Below are 22,263 nucleotides of genomic sequence, written 5' to 3' on the forward strand. Positions count from 1 at the left end.
CCGGTGGCTCCCCGATCACGGACGAACGTCTCCTTCAAGGCCAGCGGAGCCCGCCGCCCGTCGGCAGGTCTCTGGGGCATCGCCGCCGGCGGTGCGGCGGTGATCACCGCGGCCGGGGTGATCGTCAGCATGGCGACCGGCACCGCTCCGACCAAGGCGCCCTCGGCGCCCGCACCCGCTCACGTGGCTCCGCAGGCGAGCGGCGAAGGCGTGCGCGAGCTGCACGGTGTCCCCGTCGGCTACCCGCACACCCGTTCCGGCGCCAAGGCCGCTGCGGCCAACTACACCACGGTGTACGGCAGCTCGGGCTTCCTCACGGACAAGGACGCCCGTCACCGCGCGGTGGCCATTATGGCGGCCAAGGGCATGGCCGGATCGGCGGCGAAGAAGGCCGACCTCGCGGCCAAGAACGCGGTCGGCTCCCTGCGGGGGGACAACTCCAAGGCCTCCGCCAATAGGACCATCGCCCGTACCGGCGTCCTCTCCGCTCACGTTCTGGGTTACGACGCCCACGGCGCGATGGTGCGGCTGTGGACAACCACGGTTCGCGGCAGCGCGGTCGGCCACGCAACGCCGAAGAACGGCTTCCAGTCGGTGACGGTCACGCTCATCTGGGAGTCGAACGACTGGAAATTGAGGGACAGTTCGACCTCGGCGGGGCTCGTCGCTCCGATCGACGCACGGCAGGCGTCCAACGTGCCGGGCGACTTCTCGGACTACGTTCCAGCTGCTGCAGAAGACCCCGTGCTGAGCGGCACCGAGGACCAGAGCGGCTTCCCGGCCCCGTACGGACACAGCGAGCGCGGGGCTCGTGCCGCCGCCGTCAGCGCGACCATGCTCTACGGCGATCCTCGGTTCTTCACCGATGAGGACTGGCGGCACCGGATGCTGTCGGCCACGGCCGCGTCGAGTGTGCTGGACTCGGTCACCTCGGACGCCGACTCGACGGCTCGTCTGGTCACAGAGAACCGCGGCGTCGGCTCGGACGGTACGACCGCCGAAGGCAGCGAGCTGGTCACACGGACCGCAGCGCTCGCCACCCGCTCGATCTCCTATTCGGATCAGGCCGCGAGCGTTGACTTGTGGACGGCGTCGGTGGGCGGCGTCGCCGGGAACGACGAGACGGAGCGCCCGCAGGTCGCCTTCCTACGGATGATCGTGGACCTGGTCTGGGAGGACGGCACCTGGAAGACGACGGCTGTCACGCCGTCCGAGCCGCTGGTGCCGTCTCCGCCGGCCATGCAGGAGGCGGACCCGGCCAAGGGCTTCGCGGACGTGGGGGGTGCCAGCAATGCGCCTGCGACTGCGTGACGATGCCCCCGGACTGCTGGTCGTCGAGCAGGGAACGCCGGGTCGCTGGCGCCGCCGCCTCCAGACGGTGGCGATGGTCAACGTGATCATCGGGTTCGTGTTCGTGCCCTCGGCGTCAGCCAATCCCTTCTGCTACATCCCGATGGTGTGCGAGGCGCGGGCGGCGATCGACTTCGCGACGGATCCACTGGGGTTCCTGCTCCAGAAGCTCACCGAGGCGAACATCTGGTTCCTGCGCAAGATGCTGGAGCTGATGCAGAACACGTCGAAGGTCGACCTCACATCGGCCGGCTTCCTGAAGCAGTACGCGATCATTTTCGCGGCCTCCAGTCTGCTCACTGCGGCCCTGTGGCTGGTTGCTGTGGCCAAGCGGGCGGTCCGCGGAGTCTCCGTGACCACCGCCGTGGGTGAAGCCATCGGCTTCCTGCTCCTTCAGTTCATGGTCAACGCTTTGACCCCGGGCGCAATTGCCCTGCTGATGAGGGCCATTGACGAGGTCACGGCCATCTTCGAGCCGTACGCGACGAGCAACTTCAAACCGTTTCTGGAGAACACCCTCAAGGTCATGGCCGCGGACCCCACCGAGGGCGTGGGGCAGCTGCTGGTCGTCAACCTGATCATGATGTGTGGTGCCCTGCTGATGTGGATCGAACTCCTGATCCGCAGCGCGGCCATCTACGTGGCCGTCGCGCTCGGGCCCATCGTCAACGCGGGGCTCGTCGACAAAGATCTCTGGGGCAAGTCCAAGAAGTGGTTCGGGGCGCTCTTCGCCATCGGCCTGAGCAAGCCGGTCCTCTTCGCCTTGCTGGGTCTCGGCGGCGCGATCCTCAGCGACACCTCGGGAAGCATGTCCGACGCAGTCTCCAAGATCCTGGTCGGCGCGCTGATCCTCCTTCTCGCCGTCTTCGCGTCGGCCACCCTCTACAAGTGGGTTCCGGCCTTCGGCGACGAGATGACCAGCCTCCACCACGACCGGAAGAACGCCCAGTCCTCCGGGCCGGCCGCCGCGATCGACGGTCCCGGACAGCACGCCAACCGGGCGATGGGCGCACGGGTGCAGGACTCCTTGGTCGGCCGCTCCAAGTCTGCCGGTACCAAGACCACGGGTACCGAGAGCGCTGGCGCGAAGATGGGCGGCGGAACGGCTGTGGCCGGACCGGTCGCGGCCGGGGCCACCCTCGCCAAGGCCGGTATGGACGTGGCGAAGAACCGGGCTACCACTTCCCCCGGCGCGCAGGGCACCGACGCCGCTGGCGGCGAAAGGCACGAGCTGTCCGAAGGACAGCAGGGCGCGGACTCCGCCGGTACGTCCGGTGCACCGGCCGCCGCACGTCCGCAGGGGGCAACGTCCGATCCGGTGGTCAGCTCGTCCCCGGACTGGTCCTCGGCCGGTGGCCGCGCCTCGGCCGCCCGGCCGCCGAGTGCCAACGGCGTTCCGAGCACGGTTCAGCCGCCCCCACCGCCGTCACCCGGTCCGGGCGCTTCGGGTCCGACACCGCCCGCCTCTCCCTCCTCTGCATCAGGAACCTCCTCGGGTTCCGGGCCCTACGTCCCGCCCCCGCCGCCGTCGCGGCCTTCGGGCGGCCAGGCACCCGGACGACCGAACCCCAGCAAGGATCAGTGACACCCCATGTCGACTCGTACGTATCAGTTCGGAAAGCACCGCCCCACGGGACTGGTGGGCCGCCGCGACCTCGGCGAACAGGTCGTCCTCGGCATCGGCGCCGTCTCCGGCATCCTGTTCGGCTACCTCTTCAGCGGCGTCACGGCCGTCGCCGCGATGTGCCTGGTCCTGCCGATCCTGCTCGCCCTGGTCATCGTGTACGCCCCGTACCGGCCCAAGGGCACGTCCCAGCGGCGCACGCTGTACCGCTGGTGGCGGATCAACCGGTACCACCGCAAAGCGCTGCGTCGCACGGGCGGCGTGTGGGTGTCCCCGGCTGTCGAGGCCGGCGTGCGCGCGAACGGCACGCCGCCGGACGCAGCCCTGGTAGAGCCGGAGGGCGTCACGGGAATGACGTGGGTGCCGGTCACGGTCCGCGGGCAGCAGGCCGTCGTGATCCTCCAGCCAGAGGCCGGATGCGTCACGGCCACGCTGGAGATCGCCTCGCCCGGCCTCGGCGGCAAGGAGGTCAATGAGCAGGTCGTCGCCCTGGAGCGCTGGGGCGAACTCCTCGACGCCTTCGGCAACGTCGAAGAGCACCCGGTGAAGCGGATTCAGGTCCTCGCCCGGCAGATGAAGAGCGACCCCTACGCACACCAGCGGTTCATCGCGCAGCGCGACGAGTCGGCCGCGACGGCGCACGCCCCGCAGTGGCTGAAGGACTCCTACGACGTGCTCGCCGACGCCGTGTCGACCAGCGCGGAGGAGCACCGCTACTACATCACCATCCACGCGAAGTTCACCCGCGACCTGGCGGCCGAGGGCGCCGCCCGCGGCACCGGTGACGAAGGGATCGCCGCCGCGATGACCGCGTACCTGGATGAGCTGTGGTCCCGCGCAGAAGACGCCGACCTCTCCGTGATCGCGCCCCTGGACGCGGGCCGGATGACCGCGTTCATCCGGAACTCCTACGACCCGGACCACGCCATCTGGGACACCGACCTTCAGCAGGCGCACGCCTTCCCCCGCAACGTCGACGTCCGCAACGGCGCCCACCTCTCCACCCGCGCGGCGGGCTCCACCGAGAGCTGGTACCACGCCACGGCCGCCGTCGTCGGATGGCCGACCACCCCCGTCGGCCCCGACTTCCTCTCGCCCCTGCTCATCGGGATGCCCGACGTCATCCGCACCATCTCGATCACGCAGCAGCTCGAACCGAACGACAAGGCCGTGGAACGGATGCTCGCTGAGGACACGAACAACCAGGCCGAGATGGACCGCGACCGCAAGCGCGGCAAGGCCATCGACCCCCGCGACCAGATCGCCGCCACCGCCACCGGATCACGCGGCATGACCCTCGCGTCCTCCGGCGCGGCCGGCTCCGCCGTCGTCGGCTACATCACCATCTCCTCGCGCAGCGCCGAGGAGCTGGAGCGCACCAAGCGCACCACCGCCTCCCGCGCCCGCAACGCGCACCTGCGGATCGAATGGCTCGACCTCGAACACGCCCGCGCCTTCGCCACGACCCTTCCCCTCGCCGGAGGCATCAAGTGACTGATCTCCTCGACCTCGCCCCGCTGTCGCCGATGCACGAGACGGTGCGCCGTCCGCTCCACACCGAGACGACCACCAGCCAGGCCCTGTACCTGCCCATCGCCCCGCCGACCCTCGGCACGGCGGGCGCGATCATCGGCCGCGAGCTGTACAGCGGCAAGGCGTTCATCTACTGCCCCTTCTCGGCCTTCGGTGACGGCCTGCCCGGCGGCAACATGATCGTGATGGGCGACACCGGCAGGGGAAAGTCGGCCCTGACCAAGACCTACGCCGCCCGACAGATCCGTCTCGGCCGTCAGGTCGTCGTCCTGGACACCAAGGAACAGAAGGAGCGCGAAGAGGGTGAGTGGGCCGCACTTGGGCGCTCGCTGACCGGCAAGGCCCCGGTGAAGTTCGCGCCCGGCGGCGGCCGGGGCGCCTCGTGCATCAACCCGATGGACCCCGCCATCGCGGGCAAGCGGCAAGTCGAGCTGGTGCGCACCATCGTGGAACTCGGTCTGGGCAGGAACCTGGACGAGTTCGCCGGCTCCGCGCTCCGCATCGCGATCCGCCGGGCCCACCAGCGGGCCGGGGACCTCGGCCGCACCCCGGTCCTGGCCGACGTCGCCGCCTCGCTGCGGTCCCCGGAAGAGTCCGACGCGACGGCCAAGCAGCGCACGCGGGACGAACTTCTCGGTGACGGCCTGGAGGCGTCCTACGTCCTGGACCGCCTCTGCGGAAGCGAGCAGGACGCGACCGGCGACCTCGCCGGCATGCTCGACGGCCCGACCAGCCTCGGCGTGGATCTCAACGCCGACATGATCGTCTTCGACCTGACCAAGGTCCCGTCCGGCGGCGTCGCCATGACCATCCTCGTCGCCGTCATCAGCGTATTCCTCGAAGAGGTATGGCTCCGCCCGCTGTGCGAGTGCGGAACGGAACCGGGAGCACACGACCGCATCGTGGTTGACGCGAACTCAGGCGCCTGGGAGCTGGGGCCGAACCAGAACACCGGCTGCCGCCGCTACACCCAGCGCAAGCGCATCCTCGTCTGCGAGGAAGCCTGGCACATCCTCGGCACACCCCAACTCGCCAGCCTGCTGGAGAAGTTCCTCAAGTTCGCACGGGGATACGGCCTGTCCTGCATCTTCATCGTCCATCACCTGTCGGACATCGACGACAGCCCGGAGACTCAAGCGGCCCTGAAGATGGCCGACACCATCGTGATCTACAGCCAGAAGAAAGCCGAAGCGGAAGCGACGGTGGCCCGGCTGGGCCTGCCGTCCTGGACGGCCGAGCACATCATGCGCCTGCGCCGCGGTATCGCGCTGTGGAAGGTCGGCGAAGTGATCTACCCCGGCGTCCAACACCTCTTGGTCGAGGCCGAGCAGCACCTGTGCTTCTCCTCCGGCTCGATGACCGATCTGACCAACACCTCCCCGGACACCGAATGAGTGGCCACCGCCGCCACGCCGCCGCCCCTTTCCCCGCAGATTCGGAACGAGCCTCCTCTATGACCGTCAACACCGACCACTCAACGACCCGCGCCGACGAACGCACGGTGCGAGAGGACATCGACCAGCTGCACGCCGAAGCCCTCGACCTCGCCCGGCACGCGAAGGAACTGGCCCTCGTCCTGGACCACGGCGACTACTCCGCCGCCGGAGGGCGCGTGCATTCGGCCGTCGCCCACATCTGGCGGGCCGCTGAAGACCTGCACGGCGCCTTCCACACAGCGCCTCCGCGCTGTGCCGGCCCCGATGCGTCGATGTCGCGGCTGTGCGGCCGACGGATGCGCTACCTGGCGGCCCGCGTCGCCCGGAGGGCCGAGTAGTGGACCTCATGCCCGGCGGCATCTCGCTGGCCCTGTACGCCGTGACGGCCGTGTTCGCCCTGGCCCTGGTGACGCTCTATTTCCTGCTCAACCGCGGACGGCGCAACGCCGGATTCGCGAGCAAGGGACAGCTCAAGCGCCAGATGTCGGCCAAAGCAGTCCTGAAGGCCACCGAGATCAGGCCCTCCCTGCGCAGCAACGACGACCACAGCAGCCGCGCAGCCGGGGTTTGCTTCGCGAAGAAGCGCTCCACCGTCCGCTGACTGTCCCCCTACTCGCTCCGGAGTACGTCATGCACCACCCCCTCGACCCCCACGATTACGGCTACTCGCTGGGCGTCTCGCAACGTCCAAAGGGTGTCGATCTCTGGTCCCGTGCCGACAAGGCGTGCCGGGTCATTGGCCCGATGGGCAGCGGAAAGACGCTGCGCTTCTTCGCCCCGCTCGTCCGCCGCTGGGCCGGCCCGGTCCTGGCCACCTCGACCAAGCCTGATCTGGTCGAACTGACCCTCGACGCGCGGCAGCGGGATGGCCGCCCCGTCGCGGTCTTCGACCCGCAGAACATCGCGCCGAGCCTCCCGAAATTCCGGTGGACGCCGATCAACGGCGCAGCCGACACGGAGGTGGCAATGATGCGCGGCAAGGCGTTCATCGCAGGCTCACGCACCCCCAACAGTGCGGCACAGTCGAGCGAAGGCAGCGCCTTCTACAAGGGGCAGGCCGCCAAGATCCTCGCTGCCTTCTTCCACGCCGCCGCCCTCGACGGCGCGTCCCTCGACTGGGTGCTGCGGTGGGCCCGCAAGCTGACCGACCCGGCGCCCCTTGGCATCCTCGACGCCCACCCGGGCGCCGGCCCCGGCTGGGCGGACATGCTCCGCACGGCGACCACCGGAGACAGCCGCACCGTCGGCAACACGGCCTCGACCCTGGACGCGGCACTCGAACCCTTCATGCACCAGTCGGTGATCAACGCCCTCCAGGGAGACGGCGAGGAACCCACGGACTTCGGCTCGTTCCTCGACGCCGGCGGCACCCTCTATCTCCTGGGCAAGGACAGCGAGGTGAACAGTGTTGCGCCGCTAACCACCGCGATAGCCGAAGACCTGCTGGACCTCGCGGAGGCGCACGCTCTCGCCGCCCCGGCCGGGCGGCTCGACCCCGCTCTCCTCGCGGCTCTGGACGAGGCGCCGAACATTGCGCCCATCCCTTCCCTACGCCAACGAGTGGCTGACGGCCGGGGCCGCGGCATCACAGTCGTCTACGGCCTCCAGGCGTGGGCGTCCGCTCGTGCCCGCTTCGGCGAGGAGACCGCCAAGGAACTGGCGGCCTTCACCAACAACGTCATCGTCCTGCCCGGGGACAAGGACCCCGACTTCCTGAAAGACATGTCTGACCTGTGTGGTCAGGTCGAGCGAGAGCGCACGACGCGGACCACGTCCGGCGGGGACCGCGGCGGTCACTCGACGGCCACGCACATGGCGCTCGAACCCGTCCTCCGAGGAGACGAGGTCAGGGGCCTACCCGAGGGCCACGCCCTGGTCCTCGCGGACAACTTGCCACCGATCGTCACCCGGCTCGATGGCATGTGGACTTGGGATTCCTGGTCCGAGATCGAGGAGCACGTCCGGGACCTCCGAGCCGCCAACGAAACCGAGCGGACCCGGCGGGCCACCGAGAAGAGGAACCAGGCCAAGGCACACGCGGCGGCGTGGGCCAGCCGTGAAGGAGCGGCTGCCGCATGACCGAAACCCTGACCCACTTCGAGCCCTTCCCCGAGCCGCCCGCGCTGATCCTGGAGTACATCGCGGAGCGGAGCACCGAGGAATCCGTGACCACCGACGGTCCCGCCCCGTGGGACCTCGGGGCCCTTTCCGCCGAGTTGATCGCGCCGATGCCCGCCTGGCTCGACTCCGTGTGCCGCTGGCTGAACCGGACGTACGCCTGGCAACCGCAGGATGTGATCCCACCCTGCTGGGCGAAGCACGAGAGCCTGGCATACGAGATCGCGGCCCTGGCCTTCGCCAGGGGAGACGCCCACGTGGACGCGGGCTCGGCGCTGATCTGGCACGACCAATACGACCGCTTCCTCACACGGATGAACAAGACGCTGGGCAAAGCCGGCGACGAGTGCCGCGTCGGCAAGCACGACGAGCGCCCAGCGCGATTCCAGCTCGCGGCCTGGCCCGCCGCCAAGGGCGAGGAGACGGGAGCTGCGGGACGATTCGAGGAGACGGCCGGATGATGACGGACCCGAATATGGTCTTTTCGATGGACCCTCGTCACGGACTGGTGGCGCGAAGCGGCTGGGAGCAGGAGGAAGCCCGCACCGTGCTCCGTGATCTCGGTTGGGAGTGGGCGGAGGAACCGCACGCGCTGATCCCGCCGGACGACGTACCAGCGGGCGACGCCGGTATTCAGGCGGTCGCCGAACTGCACCTTCACGGGCATCGCACCGGATATTCGGTGGGACCATACGGCACGATGCGGCTGAGCCTCGGACGGGCGGAGCAGGTGTTTACGAAGCTTGCGGCAGTGGAAACTACCAGGGTTACGCCCGGCGCTCCCGAAATTGGGCACCAAAGACCTTGGAGCCGGGGGTGTCATTACGGCGAAAACGACACATTGCTGGACACCATCCCAACGCAAGAACTATTCGGTCCGGGCATTTGACGGCCCTAACTGGATTAGTAGTAGCGAGTGAGACGTCCGGAACACCGGTAGTCACCCGTACCAGACCTCACGCCAAGGAATCGGCTGCCCCCAGCGGAATCCTGGCCACCTCCTTCCACGTCATCGTCTTCGACCTCTCAGCGGTCTTGGCCGTGACGTCGACAAGATAGATGGCAGAGATGTAAAGAGGGGCGTGGCTTGGCCTGATACGGCGCAGTCGGCGCTGGACCTCATCCGAATCAGCGGAATCGTAAGCGTACGCAGTTGACAAATGCTGAACGCTCCACGGATATTGCGCAGCCTCCGCTCCGCACACTCTCCGGATGGTTTCGCGAGTGGCATTGTGGAGGGAGGCCAGGTCCTCATCGGGATGCAGATCGGCAATGACTCCCGTGTGATAACTCAGAAGTGACCCAACCATGACTTCCAGCGGCTTTACGCCCGCCAACCGCTGATTCAGAGTATCCACCAATTCCTGCCGCTCTTCCTCCGGGACGGCGGAAGCTGGACGACCACTGATTTGGTCGATGTTGATGTGAAGCCACCGCGGCTCGACCGGACACAATGGGAACCCTTCACTGATTAGCGCTTTATTCGAGTCAGTGATGAGGTTGATCAGTGGCGAATGGCGAGGGTCAGCGAGATCCACCAATACATAAACGTGAAGAACGCTCTCAGCACTCCACGCCTCCGTTCCGTGTAAGAACGTCAAAGCCTGCACCCTATGAACTCCAAGCTAGAGATTGATGCCAAACAGACCAGAGGGTTGTCCGTCTCGGCAGTGTAGCCGTGTTACCAATGGGCCATGCAGAAATCGGGCCTTTCGCTGGTCCGGTGCCTTGAGAACCGGACGTCGATAGCCGGCTGGTTCAGGAGGCTGGCCCTCAGACCACATCGCACAAGGAGACGACTACAGCAAGTCGTCTATGCGGCGGTCCAGGAACGGAGAAGAGAGAGCATGGCGAAGTACGGCCTGGGCGTAGTTCTTCACTGGCAGGTTCGCGGCGGCAGCATTCAGGGCGAGAGTCTCGTACTCGTGGTCGTCAAGAGCAACGACGACGTTCCGGGTGGGAGCGATCCCCAGGCTCCGTGGCGTGTAGGGGCGGTGTAGGTGCTCTGTCAGGAGTTCCGCGAGTAGTTCGGGGACCGGGGCGCGGGGCAGCTCGCCCCGACGAATCCAGCGTCCGACGCGCGTGTGGTCGATGGCGATTCCCAGGTAGCCCCGTTGCGTCGCACGCCTGTTGAGAAGCCGCGCGGTCTCGTGATTACTCCATCGGGCAGCGGCCAGGGCGACGGCGAGCAGGTAGTTCGGCGTGGTCACTGTGCGTCTCCTGCGCTGGTGGAAGTGGACGGACGGCTGGTGCGGATGGTGTGGGGGTGCGGATGCGTTCGCACCCCCACACCCCGTAGAGGCCACTCCGACGGAGGGGGATGGTGCTGACAGAGCACTCAACTTCCTTGTAGTGCATGCGAGTTGGGATGGCTGATGCCATCTCGGAGGAGGCAGTTTCATGTGTGAGACCGCAGTCCCCAGGATCAAATCGACCGTGCCCGCCGGCGGTCTCGATCTGACCCGTGTCCACTTCGTCGGTGTCGGCGGCACGGGCATGCTGCCGGTCGCCCGCGTCTGCATCGAGGGGCAGCATGCCCATGCCGTGTCCGGCAGCGACCACCGGACGTCGGAGGGGCTGAAGGAGCTGGCCCGGCTGGGTGCCAGCGTGCATACCGGGCACGCTGCCGAGAACGTGCCGGCGGACGCGACCACCGTCGTGTTCACGCACGCGATCGGACCGGACAACCCGGAGATCCAAGAGGCGCTGCTGCGCGGCATTCCCGTGGTGCACCGCTCCGCGGTGCTGAACGCGCTGATGGGGACCCGCCGCGTGTCGGTCGCCGTGATGGGGACCCACGGCAAGACGAGCACGACGGGGATGATGGCCTTCGCGCTCGACCGCATGGGGCAGGAACCGGGGTACGTCGTGGGCGGCGACCTGGACGGGCCGGGCAGCGGCGGCCGTTCCGGCGCGGGCGGCTTCTTCGTCGCCGAGGTGGACGAGTCGGACCGCTCCCACGTCGGTGTGTCGATGCGGGTCGCGGTGATCACGAACATCGCTCACGACCACCCGGAGAACTACGCCGAGGAGAGGGACCACATCGACGCGTACGAGGAGTGCGTGCGGACCGGGCTGCACGCGGACGGCGCGCTGGTGCTCAGTGCCGACTCCCCCGGATGCCGCGAACTCGCCTCCCGGCTGGCGATGTCCGGCGGTCCGAGGGTGGTCACGTTCGGCATGTCGTCGGGAGCGGACTGGCGCTTGACCGACGTGGTCAGCGTCGGCGGGCGCGGCTCGGCGACGCTGCGCGGGCCGGGCGGCCGGGAACTGGACCTCGCGCTGCGCACTCCGGGCGTCCACCAGCTGCTGAACGCTGCTGCCGCGGTCGCCGCCCTGGACGTCCTGGGCCAGGACAGCGACCTGGCGGTGCAGCAGCTGGCCGACTTCAGGGGTGTGGCGCGCCGGATGACCCCGGCCGCCGAAGCGGCCGGGGTGAGCATCTGGGACTCCTACGCCCACCATCCCGACGAGGTGAGTGCGGACCTCGCGGCGGCGCGTTCCCTCGCCAGCCCGGCCGGCCGCGTGATCGTGGTGTTCCAGCCGTCGGACCAGGTGCGCCTGGCGGCGTTCGGCACCGCGTTCGGCACGGCGCTGGTCGGCGGCGACGAGGTGGTGCTCACGGACGGCACCAGCCTCCTCGCCGCGGGGGCCCTGGAGCGGCTGGCCGCCCAGGTCGGTGACGCGGGTGGCAGCGTCCGGTGGGTGGAGCGGGACCGGGCCAGGGCCGTGGAGTGCGTGGCCATGATGGCTCAGCCGGGTGACGTGGTGGTGCTGATGGGCACCGGTGACCTCGCCGAGGCGGGCCCGATGCTCCGAGCCGCGCTCAGCGGGGTCGTCTCCGCGGCTGCCTAGGCGCCCGCGGGGTCGGGGTCCAGTTGCCGCAGCGTGTCGGCAAGCTGCTGCAACTGGACGCCCCGGCTGGCTTTGAACAGCACGACGTCGCCCGGCCGCAGCGTGTTGCGGAGCAGATTCAGGGCGGTGTCCTGGTCGGGGAGATGGACGGCTTTCCCGCCGCCGCCGGTCACGCCTTCCTGCATCCATCCCGCTTCGTCCCCTCCCACCAGGATGATCTGGTCCAGGTCCAGCCCGGCCGCGTAGCGGCCCACGGACTGGTGCGCATCCCGTGCCTGGTCCCCCAGCTCGTTCATCCGGCCGAGGACGGCCACCGACCGCTGGTCGCGGCCTCCGGTCATGGAGGCGAGCGCATCCAGGGAGTGGCGCATCGAATCGGGATTGGCGTTGTAGGCGTCGTTGACGATCGTGACGCCGTCCGGGCGGGTGGTCGTCTCCATCCGCCAGCGCGAGCGCGGAAGGGCCTGCGAAAGCCGAGTCGCGATCTGGGCGGTGTCGAGTCCGGCGTTGCGGCCGACGGCGGCGGCCGCCAGGGAGTTGTGGACCTGGACGTCGCCCACGAACTGGAGCGAGACGGGGGCGCTTCCCTCCGGGGTGACGAGGGTGTAGGAGGCGTGGCCGTTGCCGTCGACCGTCACGTCCTGGGCGCGGATCGTGGCCTGCTCGCTGAGTCCGTAGGTCACAACCCGGGCCTGGGTGCGGTCCCGCATCTCCCGTACGTAGGCGTCGTCGGCGTTGAGGACCCCGAGTCCGCCGGGCTGGAGTGCTTCGATGATCTCGCCCTTGGCCTGGGCGATGTTGTCCCGGCCGCCGAATTCGCCGATGTGCGCGGTGCCGACGTTGGTGACGACGCTGACGTCGGGCGGTGCGATCTGGGTGAGGTCACGGATGTCCCCGATGTGCCGGGCCCCCATCTCCAGGACGAGGTGATCGGTCGCCACGTCGGCCAGCGTGATGGTCAGCGGCAGGCCGATCTCGTTGTTGAACGACTCCGGGGTGGCCACGACGGTGCCGGGCAGCACCTGAGCGATGAAGTCCTTCGTGCTGGTCTTGCCGGCCGAGCCGGTGATGGCCACGACGGTGGTGTGGCCGAGCCCGTCGTGCAGGAGGAAGCGGCCGATCCGCGCGAACGCGGCAAGGACGTCGTCGACGACGATCGCGGGCACGCCGACGGGCCGGGTGACCAGGGCCACGACGGCGCCCTTGGCGGCGGCGGCCTTCGCGTAGGCGTGGCCGTCGGCGCTCTGCCCCTGAAGAGCGAGGAAGAGGGATCCGCGGCGGGCTTCGCGGGAGTCGAACACGGCGGGCTGCGTCACCTGGACCTCGGGGTCGGGGACATCGGTGAGACGCCCCCCGGTGACGGCCGCCATGGTGGTCAGTGTCATGGGGTTCACGGGATTCTCCCTGCTCAGGTGGTGGTTGGTGACGCTACCGGGCGGGACACGGGGGTCTGCGCAGGTCTGCGTCGTACGGTGCGGCGTGGGCCGACGGAGACACCCCGGCCGCCGAAGAAGGCGCCGAAGCGGTCCAGGGGCAGGACAGCGGCCCGGGTGTGCGGGGTGTGGCCGCTCGGATTGCGGAAGTGGACCCGTCCGTCCCGCAGGCCGGTGACGAGTACGAGGTGCCCGCCGGTGCGCTCCGGGTCCAGGTCGGGGCGCCGGATCTCCTTGGACACCGACGCCAGCACCATGTGGCCGCTGTCGAGAAGGGCGGCGAGGCCGTCCAGGTCGAGTTCGCCGTGCACGGTCGCCGGGAGGCCGTGGGTTTGACGGACGTACTCCGTGAACGGTGCGTAGATCAGGCCCTTGATCGTGCCGTCGGCGTTCTGACCGTAGGCACCGAACCGGCGGGCGCCACGCAGGAGCGTGAACAGGTACGGCGCGTGCCCGCTCTCGCTCTGGTGGAGCAGGATCATGCGCAGGCAGGCGATGCCGCAGATGTGCCGGCACCAGCGGGCGTACGCCGCGCGGGAGGGAGCACCGGTCTCCGCCCACGCCGGGTCGGCTGCCGGGTCGTAGCCCTGGTACGCGATGCGTTCGATCAGATCGGGTGACGCGTACTGGGTGACCACCGGAACCGGCTCGTGGACCCGGCCTGTGGCGGATGGGGTGTCAGCGCAGCACAGCAGCATGGGTGTTCCGTTCGGTTTCCATGGCGGCGTCGAGGAGGGTTCGGTACGAGGGCCAGTCGACGTTGCCGCCGGAGACGACGACCCCGACCGGTCCGTCCGGCAGACGGTCAACGCACTGGAGCAGGCCGGCGAGCGCCACCGCCCCGGAGGGCTCAGCGGCCGTGCTGTAGTGGCGCCACAGGTGCGCCATCGCGCCGGCGATGGCGCTTTCGGAGACGGTGACCACGTCGTGGATCAGCGGCTTGATGATCTCGAAGGGCAGCCGGGCGGGCTCGGTGTGGCGAAGACCGTCGGCGATCGTGTCGGGGGGCGGGATCGGCATGAGACGGCCCGCGCGGACAGAGCGGTGCATGTCGTTCGCGGTAGCCGGTTCGACCCCGATCACGCGCAGGTGCGGGTTGTGGCCCATCGCGGCGAGCACAGAGCCCGCGGCGAGTCCGCCACCACCGACGGGCACGACGAGCGCGACCAGGTCGGGGACTTCCTGCATCATCTCCCAGGCGACCGTCCCGGCCCCGGCGATGACGGCGTGGTGGTTGGAGGAGGGGATCACCGTCCAGCCCGCACGGTGCGCGATCTGCTGCACGAGAGCGTCACGGTGGTCGCGATGCCGGTCGTACGTGATGATCTGCGCGTCCAGAGCGTCAAGGGCGTCGCGTTTCGATGCGGGGGCGTCGCTGGGGATGACGACGGTGGCACTGGTGGTGTGGTGGAGCGCGGCGTGCGCGAGGGCCAGGGCGTGATTGCCGGAAGAACCCGCGATGAATCCTGCGGCGCGCTGGTCGCTGGTGGAGGTGGCCACCGCGTAATACGCGCCGCGGAACTTGAAGGACCCGCCGACCTGCTTGGTCTCGTCCTTGACCCACACGGACCGGCCAACAAGCGAGTCGAACACCGCGGAGGAGACCATCGGCGTCCGGACAGCGGTGCGCCGGACCAGTTCCATGGCCATCAGGACACTGGCAGAGGTCATCCGTCCCGCACCGTGGTTTCGCAGGCTCATGCGTGGGCCCGCCGATCGGTGCGGGCCCCGCGCAGGATGTGGCTGACCAGCTGCTCGTAACTGATGCCGGCGGCCCGCGCCATCCGGGCAAGGTTGCCTTGGTGGCTCAGCCCCGGCAGAGAGTTGGCCTCCAGCCACAGGGCTTGCCCGTCCGGGGTGACGATGAAGTCGTGGCGGCTGTAGCTGTGACAGCCCAGAGCGCGATGTGCGGCGACAGCCTGCTCGCGCACCGCCGCCTCCACCTCATCCGCCAGCGGGGCAGGGCAGCGATAGACGCACTGGTCGCTGTTCTCCTTCGCGGCCTGCGTGTAGATCCTGCCACCGGTCTCGGCCTCGATCGCAGGAAGCGTGTCGAGCCGCCCGGTCTCGTCCTCCAGTACCCCGACGCTGACCGACCGCCCGCGGTGGTATGTCTCGGCCATCAGGTCGGTGGTGAAGCCGTCCAGCAGTGCCTCTCTCAGCTCGTCGATGCCTCGGGGGAGGCGAACACCGACCGAGCAGCCTTCGTTGACGGGCTTGACGATGATGTCCGGCCCGAGCAGGCCGACCACTCGCGCAGCCTCGGTATCCCCCTTCACTTCGCGGCTGACGGGCGTGGCCGTGGGAGTCAGGACGCCGGCCGCCTGCACGACGGCCTTGGCCGTGAGCTTGTGCATCGATATGGCAGAGGCCAGAACACCGGACCCGGTGTAGTCCAGGCCACGGGTCTCCAGGTAGCCCTGGAGACGGCCATCCTCACCTCCTCGACCTGCGATGGCCAGAAAGACGGTGCCAGCACCGTCGAGCCGGCCGCTGAGTTCATGTCGGTCGTCCCGGAGATCAACGGCACCGGTCTGCACCCCCATCCCCTGGAGCGCGCTCACGACCGCACGCCCGGAGAGCAGGGAGCGGTGCCGTTCAGCTGACCACCCCCCGGTGATCACGACCACCCCCTTCGGGTAGTCATCTTGGCTGACGAGCGGGATGGTCATCGGCGTTCTCCTTGGGCGTGCGGCGCCGGGCTGGTCGTCCGGAGGAAGAGAGTGTGGGCGGTTCGTCCGGGGCCGGAGCGGGCTTCGGTCCGGCCCCGGGGCGGGGCACCCGACCGCCAGGGCGGCCGGGCAGCGGGATGAGCAGCGCCGAGGTTCGAAACCCCGCTTGGGGCTGCTCGACCGGCTCAATGACTGGGTCGCGGTACTCCGCAGTAATGGGGAGTCACAGCGGCCGCATCGGGGGCGGGATGTTCTCGGCATCTGCCGCGCCGAGCCCTGCACAGCCGGTTGGTGGCATGAAGGGCGTGCGCGGCAGCCATTAGGGAGCGGGGGCTCTTGGCCGGTCCTGGATGTGCGGCGTGCCGACCGCCGCTTCGCCGTGCCGGGCGGGAGCCGGGCCCTGCTTCACGTAGCGGTCGGCCCGCTCCTCCACCGCCGCCCCTGCCTGCAACCGGCGCCCGGTCCACAACACCACGAGCGCGATGAGAAGGGCCGGCACAACCCGGTAGACGCCGGGAACCAACACCTGGACGCTGGCGGCGCTGAGGTCGATTCCGGCGTGGACCGCCATGAGCGGGAGGAGGCGCTGATAGCGGCGGTACAGCCAGACCCGGCCGGCCGCGTAGAGGGCCATGGCGATGGCCGGGAGTCCCATGTAGGCGTGCGCCAGGACCTCGGCCAGGCAGATGAGCGTGTAGATCTCCCATGCGGGCCTGCGGATGGCTGTCAGCAGAGCCGCGGTGCCTGCCACCATCACGAAGTCCTCGACGGCCACGGCCGTAATCGCCGCCAGGCCGATCGTCCCGACGTCGTGGATGCCGAGCACGTCCCACTGGCTGCCCCGCATGACGGGAACGCCGTCGATGTCGGTCAGGAGCCCCGTCAGCAGCTTGGAAAGGCCCCCGGCGGCTATGCACACGAGGCTGACCGCCGTCGCGATCCGCCAGTCCCGCAGCCGGTCGCGGGCCGTGGCCGGGAACCACCCCGCCGGGCACACACCGTGCGCCCGGCAGACCTCCCACGCGAGCCAGGCGACCGTGCAGCCGAACACGGTGATAGCCGTCCGCCGGCAGGGGACCAGTCCGGCCGCGTACATGGACACCGCTCCGCACAGGACTGCGGCGCCGCGCACCATCAGGCGGCGTCGGCACGAGACCTGGTCCAGGGTGGTGCGGGCGATCACCAGCGCTGACAGCCAGAAGAACACCCAGCCGCCAAGGACGAATTCGCACACTCGGATCCACCGCAGGTCCTCCGGCGTCCACCGGACGCCGTACGCGGCCGCCGAGTACAGGACGTCGCTGGCCAGGGGCCGGAACGAGACCAGCACCAGTAGCGCGACCACCTGCGCGTACACACGGCCGGCCGGTGCGTCGGTGGACGGGGCGGCGGCCCGGTCCCGGGGAAGGCGGCCGGGAGCGAAGAGCAGGTCCGCGGCTTTCTCACGGAGCAGCGCCCGAGGCCCGAAGCGAGTCGTCACGCGCGGTCCCCCGTCGTGAAGGGGGCGTAGCCGTCGACGTCGTACACCCACAGCTGGTTCCACGGGTCGACGGCCGCACCGAACCGAGCGCTCTGCTGCGTCAGGTCGAACAGCAGGGCCAGCACGATGGCGGTGATGCGGTCCCAGCTGTCCTCCGCTATGGCGGGCAGCACGGTGGTGCGCACCGGGGCCGTCACGAACACGGAGGGGCGTTGGGGTAACAGGGGATGGCCTGCGCCGCGGTGCAGAGCGGAGCGAAGCGGTGTCACTGGAGGAGGTCCAATCGGGTTGTGTCGCGTCTGTCACCGGGCCGGGGGAGTTCCTGCGGCTCGGTGACGGGGTGTGGAACCCGTGCGCGGCAGGTGGCAACGCGGCGCTGCCGCACACGGGAGTCGGGAGCGGATCAGGGATTACGCGGCCGTTCTCGGTTTCGCCCAGAACCGTCTCCCAACCCTCGCCCTCAACAGCAGAGCGCCGGGAGACGGATTCCTAGACCGACCGGTGAAGTGCCGTCCGCGTACGGGGGATCGCCGGCCGTGAGGCGTGACGTCTGGAGCGATGTGGGTCAGGCCGCTGCCGGGTATTGCCTGGCGGCCCGGTCCAGTACAGCCGTGAGGGTCATGGCACGTTCGTCCCTGGCGGTTGCGGCCTCCTCCGCCCGGAGGTCACCGAACTTTGCCCGGTACGCCCGCACCACCTTGTTCTTCATCAGCATGGAGGCGATGAGGCCACGCTGGTCCTCGCTGACCATGCCCAGCCTGTCCCGCAGGCTGACGGCGCAGAGCAGGCGGTTGGCGTGCATGAGACCCATGTAGTCGTCGGCGCTCATGTCATCGGGCGCCCACAACTCGGCGAGGTGCCGATTCGTGGCCACCTGGGTCAGCCAGTCCATCTGGACGCGGGCGGCGGCGATCTCGGTACGGTCGCCGTGGTGCCGCTTCTCCTGGCGGATGCGGGCGGCGCCCACGATGGCAACAGCCGCCGAAACGGCGACTGCGGCGGTGAGCACGGCTGTGGTGGACTTCATGCGTGTGCATTCCCTTGTTGGCACGGAAGATCCAATCGGTTGTGTCGCTTGTGGTGCTCCTGTCACCGAGCCCGGGGAGGTCCTGCGGCTCGGTGGCAGGGGGTGGAACCCGCGCGCGGCAGTTGACGACGACGGGGCTGCCGCGCACGGGAGTCGAAGGGTGTCCCGCGAGCAGATCCGGGATTAGGCGGCCGTTGGATCGGGGTGGGTCCAGGCGGCTTCGGCGGCCAGCCGCTCGGACCACTCGATCTCGGTTTCGCCCAGAGCCGCCTTGGCCAACTGGATGCGTTGGAACTCACCGGTCCCGGCCGGCGGGTAGGTGTACTGGATGTCGCGGAAGAGGCGTTGGAGCGGGTAGTCGCCGTCCAGGGCGCGGGCGCCGTGCAGTTCCATCGCGTCCCGTGCGGAGGCCGCGGCGAGTTCGTGGCCGGTGTGCTTGGCACCGATGAGATGGGAGTCGCAGGGCTCGCGCCGGTCGAGGAGGTGGACGGCGTGATAGGCCAGGACCAGGGCGTTTTGGAGGCGGGCCTGCATGGCGCCCAGGCGGTCCCGCAGGATGGGCAGGTCGGACAGGTGCCCGTCGTAACGGGGCCGGCCGGACAGCCACTGGGCGGTGGTTTCCACCAGGGCTTCGTGGATGCCGAGGCTGACGGCGGTCAGGTTGGGGCGGCCGTACAGGATGCTGCTGCTCTGTGCGATGAACAGGCCCTGGCCCACGTCCCCGAGCACGTTGGCGTGGGGTACGCGGACCCGGTCTAGCCGTAGAAGGCCGGCGGTGAAGCCGTGCATGCCCAGACCGGGCCGGTGCCGGTCCACACTCAGCCCCTTGCGGTCGTGCTCGACCAGAAAAGCGGTCAGGGCCTGGGAGGCGGGGACGTCGTTCGGCGCGGTGCGCGCGATGACGACGTGGAGGCCGGCCAAGTGGCTGTTGCCGATGTGAACCTTGCTCCCCGTGATCACCCACCAGCCGCCATCGGCCTCGGCTTCGGTCTGGATGCCTCCGATATGGCCGCCCGCCTGCGGCTCGGTGACCGCGATCGAGAGGAGGAGGGTCCCTGCCGCCGCCTGCGGGAGCCACCGCATCTTTTGCTCGGGGTTTCCCCAGTGCTGCACCGCGCCTATCGGTATGTGACCCGCCTGGAGCTGGGCTGCCGCAGCCGCGGACACCACGCCGGTCCGGTGGATGAGGATCGTCTTGGCGACGTGTCCGGCCGCCATCCCGCCGTACTGCGTGGGAATGGTCACCCCGAACCAGCCCCTCTGTGCCATGAGCTGGGCGGTCCTGCGCTCCACCTTCTGGGGGGATGCCTCCATGCGCGGCACGCGGGGCGCGACGTGCTCGGCGGCGAACGCGTCGGCTTCGTGCCACAGCTGGCGATGGGCACCCGTGAGATAGAGGTTGAGTGCGGTCGGTGGGCTGGTGGGCATAGTCGTCTCCCTCTCCCTATGCGGGGTCGCAAGGCGGAGTGCGGCCGGATCCCCTGTTGGGGCCGCCAAGTGGGGGGTGGCGAGGCGGATCTCAGCGGGCAGACGTGTGGCTCGTGAAGGCGTCGAGAACCAAGGCGCCGCCGCCCTTCACGGCCTCCAGCAGGCGACGGGCGTCGGTGCGCGGGCGAGGCTCGGGGTCGATCCCGCACACCGTGCCCAGCACGACCCCCTCGTAGATCAGCGGAGCGCCGAAGTAGCTACGGATGCCGACCATGTCCACCACGAGGTTGCCGGCGAAGCGCGGGCTGGCGTGGACGTCGAACAAGGGAAGAGCCCTTTTCCGCTGGACCACGGCCGGGCACCATCCGTGCTCCAGGCTCATGGTGCGGCCGAGGATCATGTGGCCCGAGTCGGGCGGCGGATTGTGAAGGCCGACGAAGGTCTGCTCGGCGCGGAAGATGTTGACGAAGCCGTAGAGCAGACCGGTGGCCTCGGCGATGTGGTCCGCGAACTGGTCCATCAGGTCGTCCGGACCGGTGGGCACGCCAAGGCGCAGGAAAAGTTCCTCCCGAGCCTGCCTCTCGGCGATCTCCTCGGCCTGAGCCTGGCTCACCAGCTCCTGGCCCGAGCGGATGGCGCCAGGCAGCGGGACGATTGCCTCCTGCTGGCCGGGCGCGGGACGTAAGCCGGTTGCGGACCTGCGGGCGAGCGAGGGCGCGTAGGAGGTGCTGTGGTCGGTCATCAGGCGTCCAGAGAGGTGAGAGAGGCGGGGAAGAACGTCAGGGCGTGGTCGACGAGGCGAAGCAGGACTGCGGCAACCGACGTGGGATCGCGGGCGTCGCAGGTCACCACGGGGATATGGGCCGCCAGCTCGAAGGCCCGCCGGATCTCATCGAGGGGGTAGCGGTGGGCGTTGTCGAACTGGTTCACGGCTACGACAAACGGCAAGCGGGTGCGCTCGCAGAACGTGACGGCCGTGAAGCTCGACTCCAGCCGACGCGTGTCGGCGAGGACCACGATGCCCACCGCGCCACGGGCCAGGTCGTACCAGAGATCCACGAAACGGTCCTGCCCCGGCGTGCCGAACAGCATGAGTTCGATCGGCATGGGCAGGTCAAAGCCGACTCGGCCGAAATCGAAGGCAACGGTCGTGCGCCTCTTCGCCTCCACACCGAGAAGGCTGTCGGTAGCGGTGCTGGCGTCGGTCAGGTACTCCTCGGTGGAGATCGGTTCGATCTCGCTGACCGCGCTGACCGCCGTCGTCTTGCCGACTCCGAATCCTCCGGTGACCAGGATCTTCAGCACGGCCGGGCCGCCCGCGTCCTGGACCACGGGCTCCTGGCCTGCGCGGTCAACAGGCCTTAGCTGCGGCGTCGGACCACTTGCGGGTGAGACCGGCACGTAGTGCCTCCAAAAGCTGTTGGGTCGGGCGGTCCCCGACAGGTGAGTCAGGGGAGTCCGCGGGCGTGTAGGCAGCGGTGACGGAGAGCACCAGGACGCGGGCGTCAACCAGATCGGAGATCAGCACCCGGACCGCGGTGAGCGGGAGACGGATGGTGCCGGCCAACTCCGCGACCGACCGGTGCCTTTGGCGGCACAGCTGCACTATCTGCTGATACGCCTCCTCGGACAGTCCTGGGCCGGCTCTCCCGCTCCCGGCCACCAGCACGGTCTCCGGACTGAGCCAGTGGCGGGGACGGGTGCGGCCCCCGGTCGCGAGGTAGGGCCGCACGAAGGCACCGCCTGTCCCCTCCCGCGCCTGCAGCGGTGTCTGCCAGCGAGTCCCGCTCATCAGGCGCTGCGGACGGCCGCGACCATGTACGGGGCGAACCGGTCCACGAGTTCACCCATTTCGTAGCCCACCGTGCTCGCGCTGGCCATCGGTGCGGCAATCACCGCCAAGACCGTGTCGACCGCGCCCGCCGTGTTACCCGGCTGGTTCGGGAACACCGCGCTGGTCCCGGCGATCGTCACGAAGATCAGCGCGTCCTCGCGCTCGATCATGGCCATCTGGAGACCGCCCCTGCCGCCCTGCGGGCCCGGGATGTTCTCGGACAGCGAGGCCAGCGTGCCAAAGGTGGCCGCCCACTTGTCGGCCTCGGTCGGGGGCATCGCGCTGTTCACCAGCTTGAGTCCGTCACGGGAGACCAGCAGCGCGTGCGCGACCCCCGGTACGTCTTTGACGAACTCCTCCAGCAGCCCGGCCAACTGCTCGCGGGCCTTCAGCCCGGACGGGGTGGCCGTCACGGTGTCGCCACCGTTGTCGTAGGTCATCAGAAGTCACTCCTGCGGTTCGGGCCGGCCGCC

General features: G+C 69.2%; 24 protein-coding genes. 10 read left to right on the forward strand and 14 right to left on the reverse strand.

The annotated features are described in order from the left end of the window. The first annotated feature begins 3 nt into the window (after positions 1 to 3). Genes ACIQOE_RS23540 through ACIQOE_RS23580 form a run of 9 tightly spaced genes read left to right on the forward strand, consistent with a single transcriptional unit; the run spans position 4 to position 8,950 of the window. Positions 4 to 1,311 (forward strand): hypothetical protein, encoded by a 1,308-nt coding sequence (locus ACIQOE_RS23540; RefSeq protein ID WP_401413484.1) that lies wholly within the window; start codon positions 4 to 6, stop codon positions 1,309 to 1,311. Further along, positions 1,292 to 2,935 (forward strand): hypothetical protein, encoded by a 1,644-nt coding sequence (locus ACIQOE_RS23545; RefSeq protein ID WP_401413486.1) that lies wholly within the window; start codon positions 1,292 to 1,294, stop codon positions 2,933 to 2,935. Before ACIQOE_RS23540 ends, ACIQOE_RS23545 begins: the two co-directional genes overlap by 20 nt. Positions 2,936 to 2,941: 6 nt before the next feature. Further along, positions 2,942 to 4,468: an SCO6880 family protein gene (locus ACIQOE_RS23550; protein WP_401413487.1), complete on the forward strand. Its 1,527-nt coding sequence runs from the start codon at positions 2,942 to 2,944 to the stop codon at positions 4,466 to 4,468. Beyond that, entirely contained in the window at positions 4,465 to 5,901 is a 1,437-nt protein-coding gene (locus tag ACIQOE_RS23555; protein ID WP_401413489.1) for an ATP/GTP-binding protein, read from the forward strand. The genes ACIQOE_RS23550 and ACIQOE_RS23555 overlap by 4 nt, the downstream gene beginning before the upstream one ends. 59 nt (positions 5,902 to 5,960) lie before the next feature. Continuing rightward, entirely contained in the window at positions 5,961 to 6,281 is a 321-nt protein-coding gene (locus ACIQOE_RS23560) for a DUF6238 family protein (protein ID WP_401413491.1), read from the forward strand. Continuing rightward, positions 6,281 to 6,544 carry a hypothetical protein gene (locus tag ACIQOE_RS23565; RefSeq protein ID WP_401413493.1) on the forward strand — a complete coding sequence of 88 codons (264 nt, stop codon included), beginning with the start codon at positions 6,281 to 6,283 and terminating at the stop codon, positions 6,542 to 6,544. The genes ACIQOE_RS23560 and ACIQOE_RS23565 overlap by 1 nt, the downstream gene beginning before the upstream one ends. Before the next feature lie 29 nt (positions 6,545 to 6,573). Continuing rightward, positions 6,574 to 8,022 (forward strand): type IV secretory system conjugative DNA transfer family protein, encoded by a 1,449-nt coding sequence (locus tag ACIQOE_RS23570; protein ID WP_401413495.1) that lies wholly within the window; start codon positions 6,574 to 6,576, stop codon positions 8,020 to 8,022. After that, a complete protein-coding gene (locus tag ACIQOE_RS23575) occupies positions 8,019 to 8,522 on the forward strand; it encodes a hypothetical protein (protein ID WP_401413497.1) in 504 nt (167 codons plus the stop codon). Before ACIQOE_RS23570 ends, ACIQOE_RS23575 begins: the two co-directional genes overlap by 4 nt. Then, positions 8,519 to 8,950 carry a hypothetical protein gene (locus ACIQOE_RS23580; protein WP_401413499.1) on the forward strand — a complete coding sequence of 144 codons (432 nt, stop codon included), beginning with the start codon at positions 8,519 to 8,521 and terminating at the stop codon, positions 8,948 to 8,950. Before ACIQOE_RS23575 ends, ACIQOE_RS23580 begins: the two co-directional genes overlap by 4 nt. Positions 8,951 to 9,017: 67 nt before the next feature. Here the strand turns inward: ACIQOE_RS23580 and ACIQOE_RS23585 are convergent, their stop codons facing one another. Further along, entirely contained in the window at positions 9,018 to 9,662 is a 645-nt protein-coding gene (locus ACIQOE_RS23585) for a 2'-5' RNA ligase family protein (protein ID WP_401413501.1), read from the reverse strand. Positions 9,663 to 9,860: 198 nt separating this feature from the next. Beyond that, positions 9,861 to 10,271, reverse strand: a complete 411-nt coding sequence (locus ACIQOE_RS23590; RefSeq protein ID WP_401413503.1) for a hypothetical protein — start codon at positions 10,269 to 10,271, stop codon at positions 9,861 to 9,863. A gap of 190 nt (positions 10,272 to 10,461) precedes the next feature. Between ACIQOE_RS23590 and murC the strand changes: the two genes are divergently transcribed. After that, positions 10,462 to 11,916, forward strand: coding sequence for a UDP-N-acetylmuramate--L-alanine ligase (gene murC, locus ACIQOE_RS23595; protein ID WP_401413505.1), 1,455 nt, complete (start codon positions 10,462 to 10,464; stop codon positions 11,914 to 11,916). Here the strand turns inward: murC and murF are convergent. The 12 genes from murF to ACIQOE_RS23655 all read right to left on the reverse strand — a co-directional run bounded on the left by murF (position 11,913) and on the right by ACIQOE_RS23655 (position 22,230). Further along, complete coding sequence (gene murF, locus ACIQOE_RS23600; RefSeq protein WP_401414204.1) at positions 11,913 to 13,301, reverse strand: UDP-N-acetylmuramoyl-tripeptide--D-alanyl-D-alanine ligase; 1,389 nt, start codon at positions 13,299 to 13,301, stop codon at positions 11,913 to 11,915. The two genes, murC and murF, sit on opposite strands and share 4 nt — an antisense overlap. A gap of 23 nt (positions 13,302 to 13,324) precedes the next feature. Beyond that, on the reverse strand, positions 13,325 to 13,987 hold the full coding sequence (locus ACIQOE_RS23605; protein WP_401413507.1) for a peptidase: 663 nt from the start codon (positions 13,985 to 13,987) through the stop codon (positions 13,325 to 13,327). Positions 13,988 to 14,027: 40 nt separating this feature from the next. Continuing rightward, entirely contained in the window at positions 14,028 to 15,020 is a 993-nt protein-coding gene (locus ACIQOE_RS23610) for a threonine/serine dehydratase (RefSeq protein WP_401413509.1), read from the reverse strand. 26 nt (positions 15,021 to 15,046) lie between these two features. Beyond that, positions 15,047 to 16,021: a D-alanine--D-alanine ligase gene (locus ACIQOE_RS23615; protein ID WP_401413511.1), complete on the reverse strand. Its 975-nt coding sequence runs from the start codon at positions 16,019 to 16,021 to the stop codon at positions 15,047 to 15,049. Positions 16,022 to 16,340: 319 nt separating this feature from the next. Next, entirely contained in the window at positions 16,341 to 17,501 is a 1,161-nt protein-coding gene (locus ACIQOE_RS23620; protein ID WP_401413513.1) for a hypothetical protein, read from the reverse strand. Further along, positions 17,498 to 17,704, reverse strand: a complete 207-nt coding sequence (locus ACIQOE_RS23625; protein WP_401413515.1) for a hypothetical protein — start codon at positions 17,702 to 17,704, stop codon at positions 17,498 to 17,500. Before ACIQOE_RS23625 ends, ACIQOE_RS23620 begins: the two co-directional genes overlap by 4 nt. Before the next feature lie 362 nt (positions 17,705 to 18,066). After that, on the reverse strand, positions 18,067 to 18,528 hold the full coding sequence (locus tag ACIQOE_RS23630; protein ID WP_401413517.1) for a DUF6082 family protein: 462 nt from the start codon (positions 18,526 to 18,528) through the stop codon (positions 18,067 to 18,069). A gap of 183 nt (positions 18,529 to 18,711) precedes the next feature. Beyond that, on the reverse strand, positions 18,712 to 19,956 hold the full coding sequence (locus tag ACIQOE_RS23635; RefSeq protein ID WP_401413519.1) for an acyl-CoA dehydrogenase family protein: 1,245 nt from the start codon (positions 19,954 to 19,956) through the stop codon (positions 18,712 to 18,714). A 91-nt stretch (positions 19,957 to 20,047) separates the two neighbouring features. After that, on the reverse strand, positions 20,048 to 20,698 hold the full coding sequence (locus ACIQOE_RS23640) for a GAF domain-containing protein (protein ID WP_401413521.1): 651 nt from the start codon (positions 20,696 to 20,698) through the stop codon (positions 20,048 to 20,050). Further along, positions 20,698 to 21,288, reverse strand: a complete 591-nt coding sequence (locus ACIQOE_RS23645; RefSeq protein ID WP_401413523.1) for a GTP-binding protein — start codon at positions 21,286 to 21,288, stop codon at positions 20,698 to 20,700. Before ACIQOE_RS23645 ends, ACIQOE_RS23640 begins: the two co-directional genes overlap by 1 nt. A gap of 19 nt (positions 21,289 to 21,307) precedes the next feature. Then, positions 21,308 to 21,748 carry a DUF742 domain-containing protein gene (locus tag ACIQOE_RS23650; protein ID WP_401413525.1) on the reverse strand — a complete coding sequence of 147 codons (441 nt, stop codon included), beginning with the start codon at positions 21,746 to 21,748 and terminating at the stop codon, positions 21,308 to 21,310. Next, entirely contained in the window at positions 21,748 to 22,230 is a 483-nt protein-coding gene (locus ACIQOE_RS23655) for a roadblock/LC7 domain-containing protein (protein WP_401413527.1), read from the reverse strand. The genes ACIQOE_RS23650 and ACIQOE_RS23655 overlap by 1 nt, the downstream gene beginning before the upstream one ends. Positions 22,231 to 22,263 lie beyond the last annotated feature (33 nt).

This window comes from Streptomyces sp. NPDC091282, assembly GCF_044757385.1.
In the GTDB taxonomy this organism is placed as follows: Bacteria; Actinomycetota; Actinomycetes; order Streptomycetales; family Streptomycetaceae; genus Streptomyces; species Streptomyces gramineus.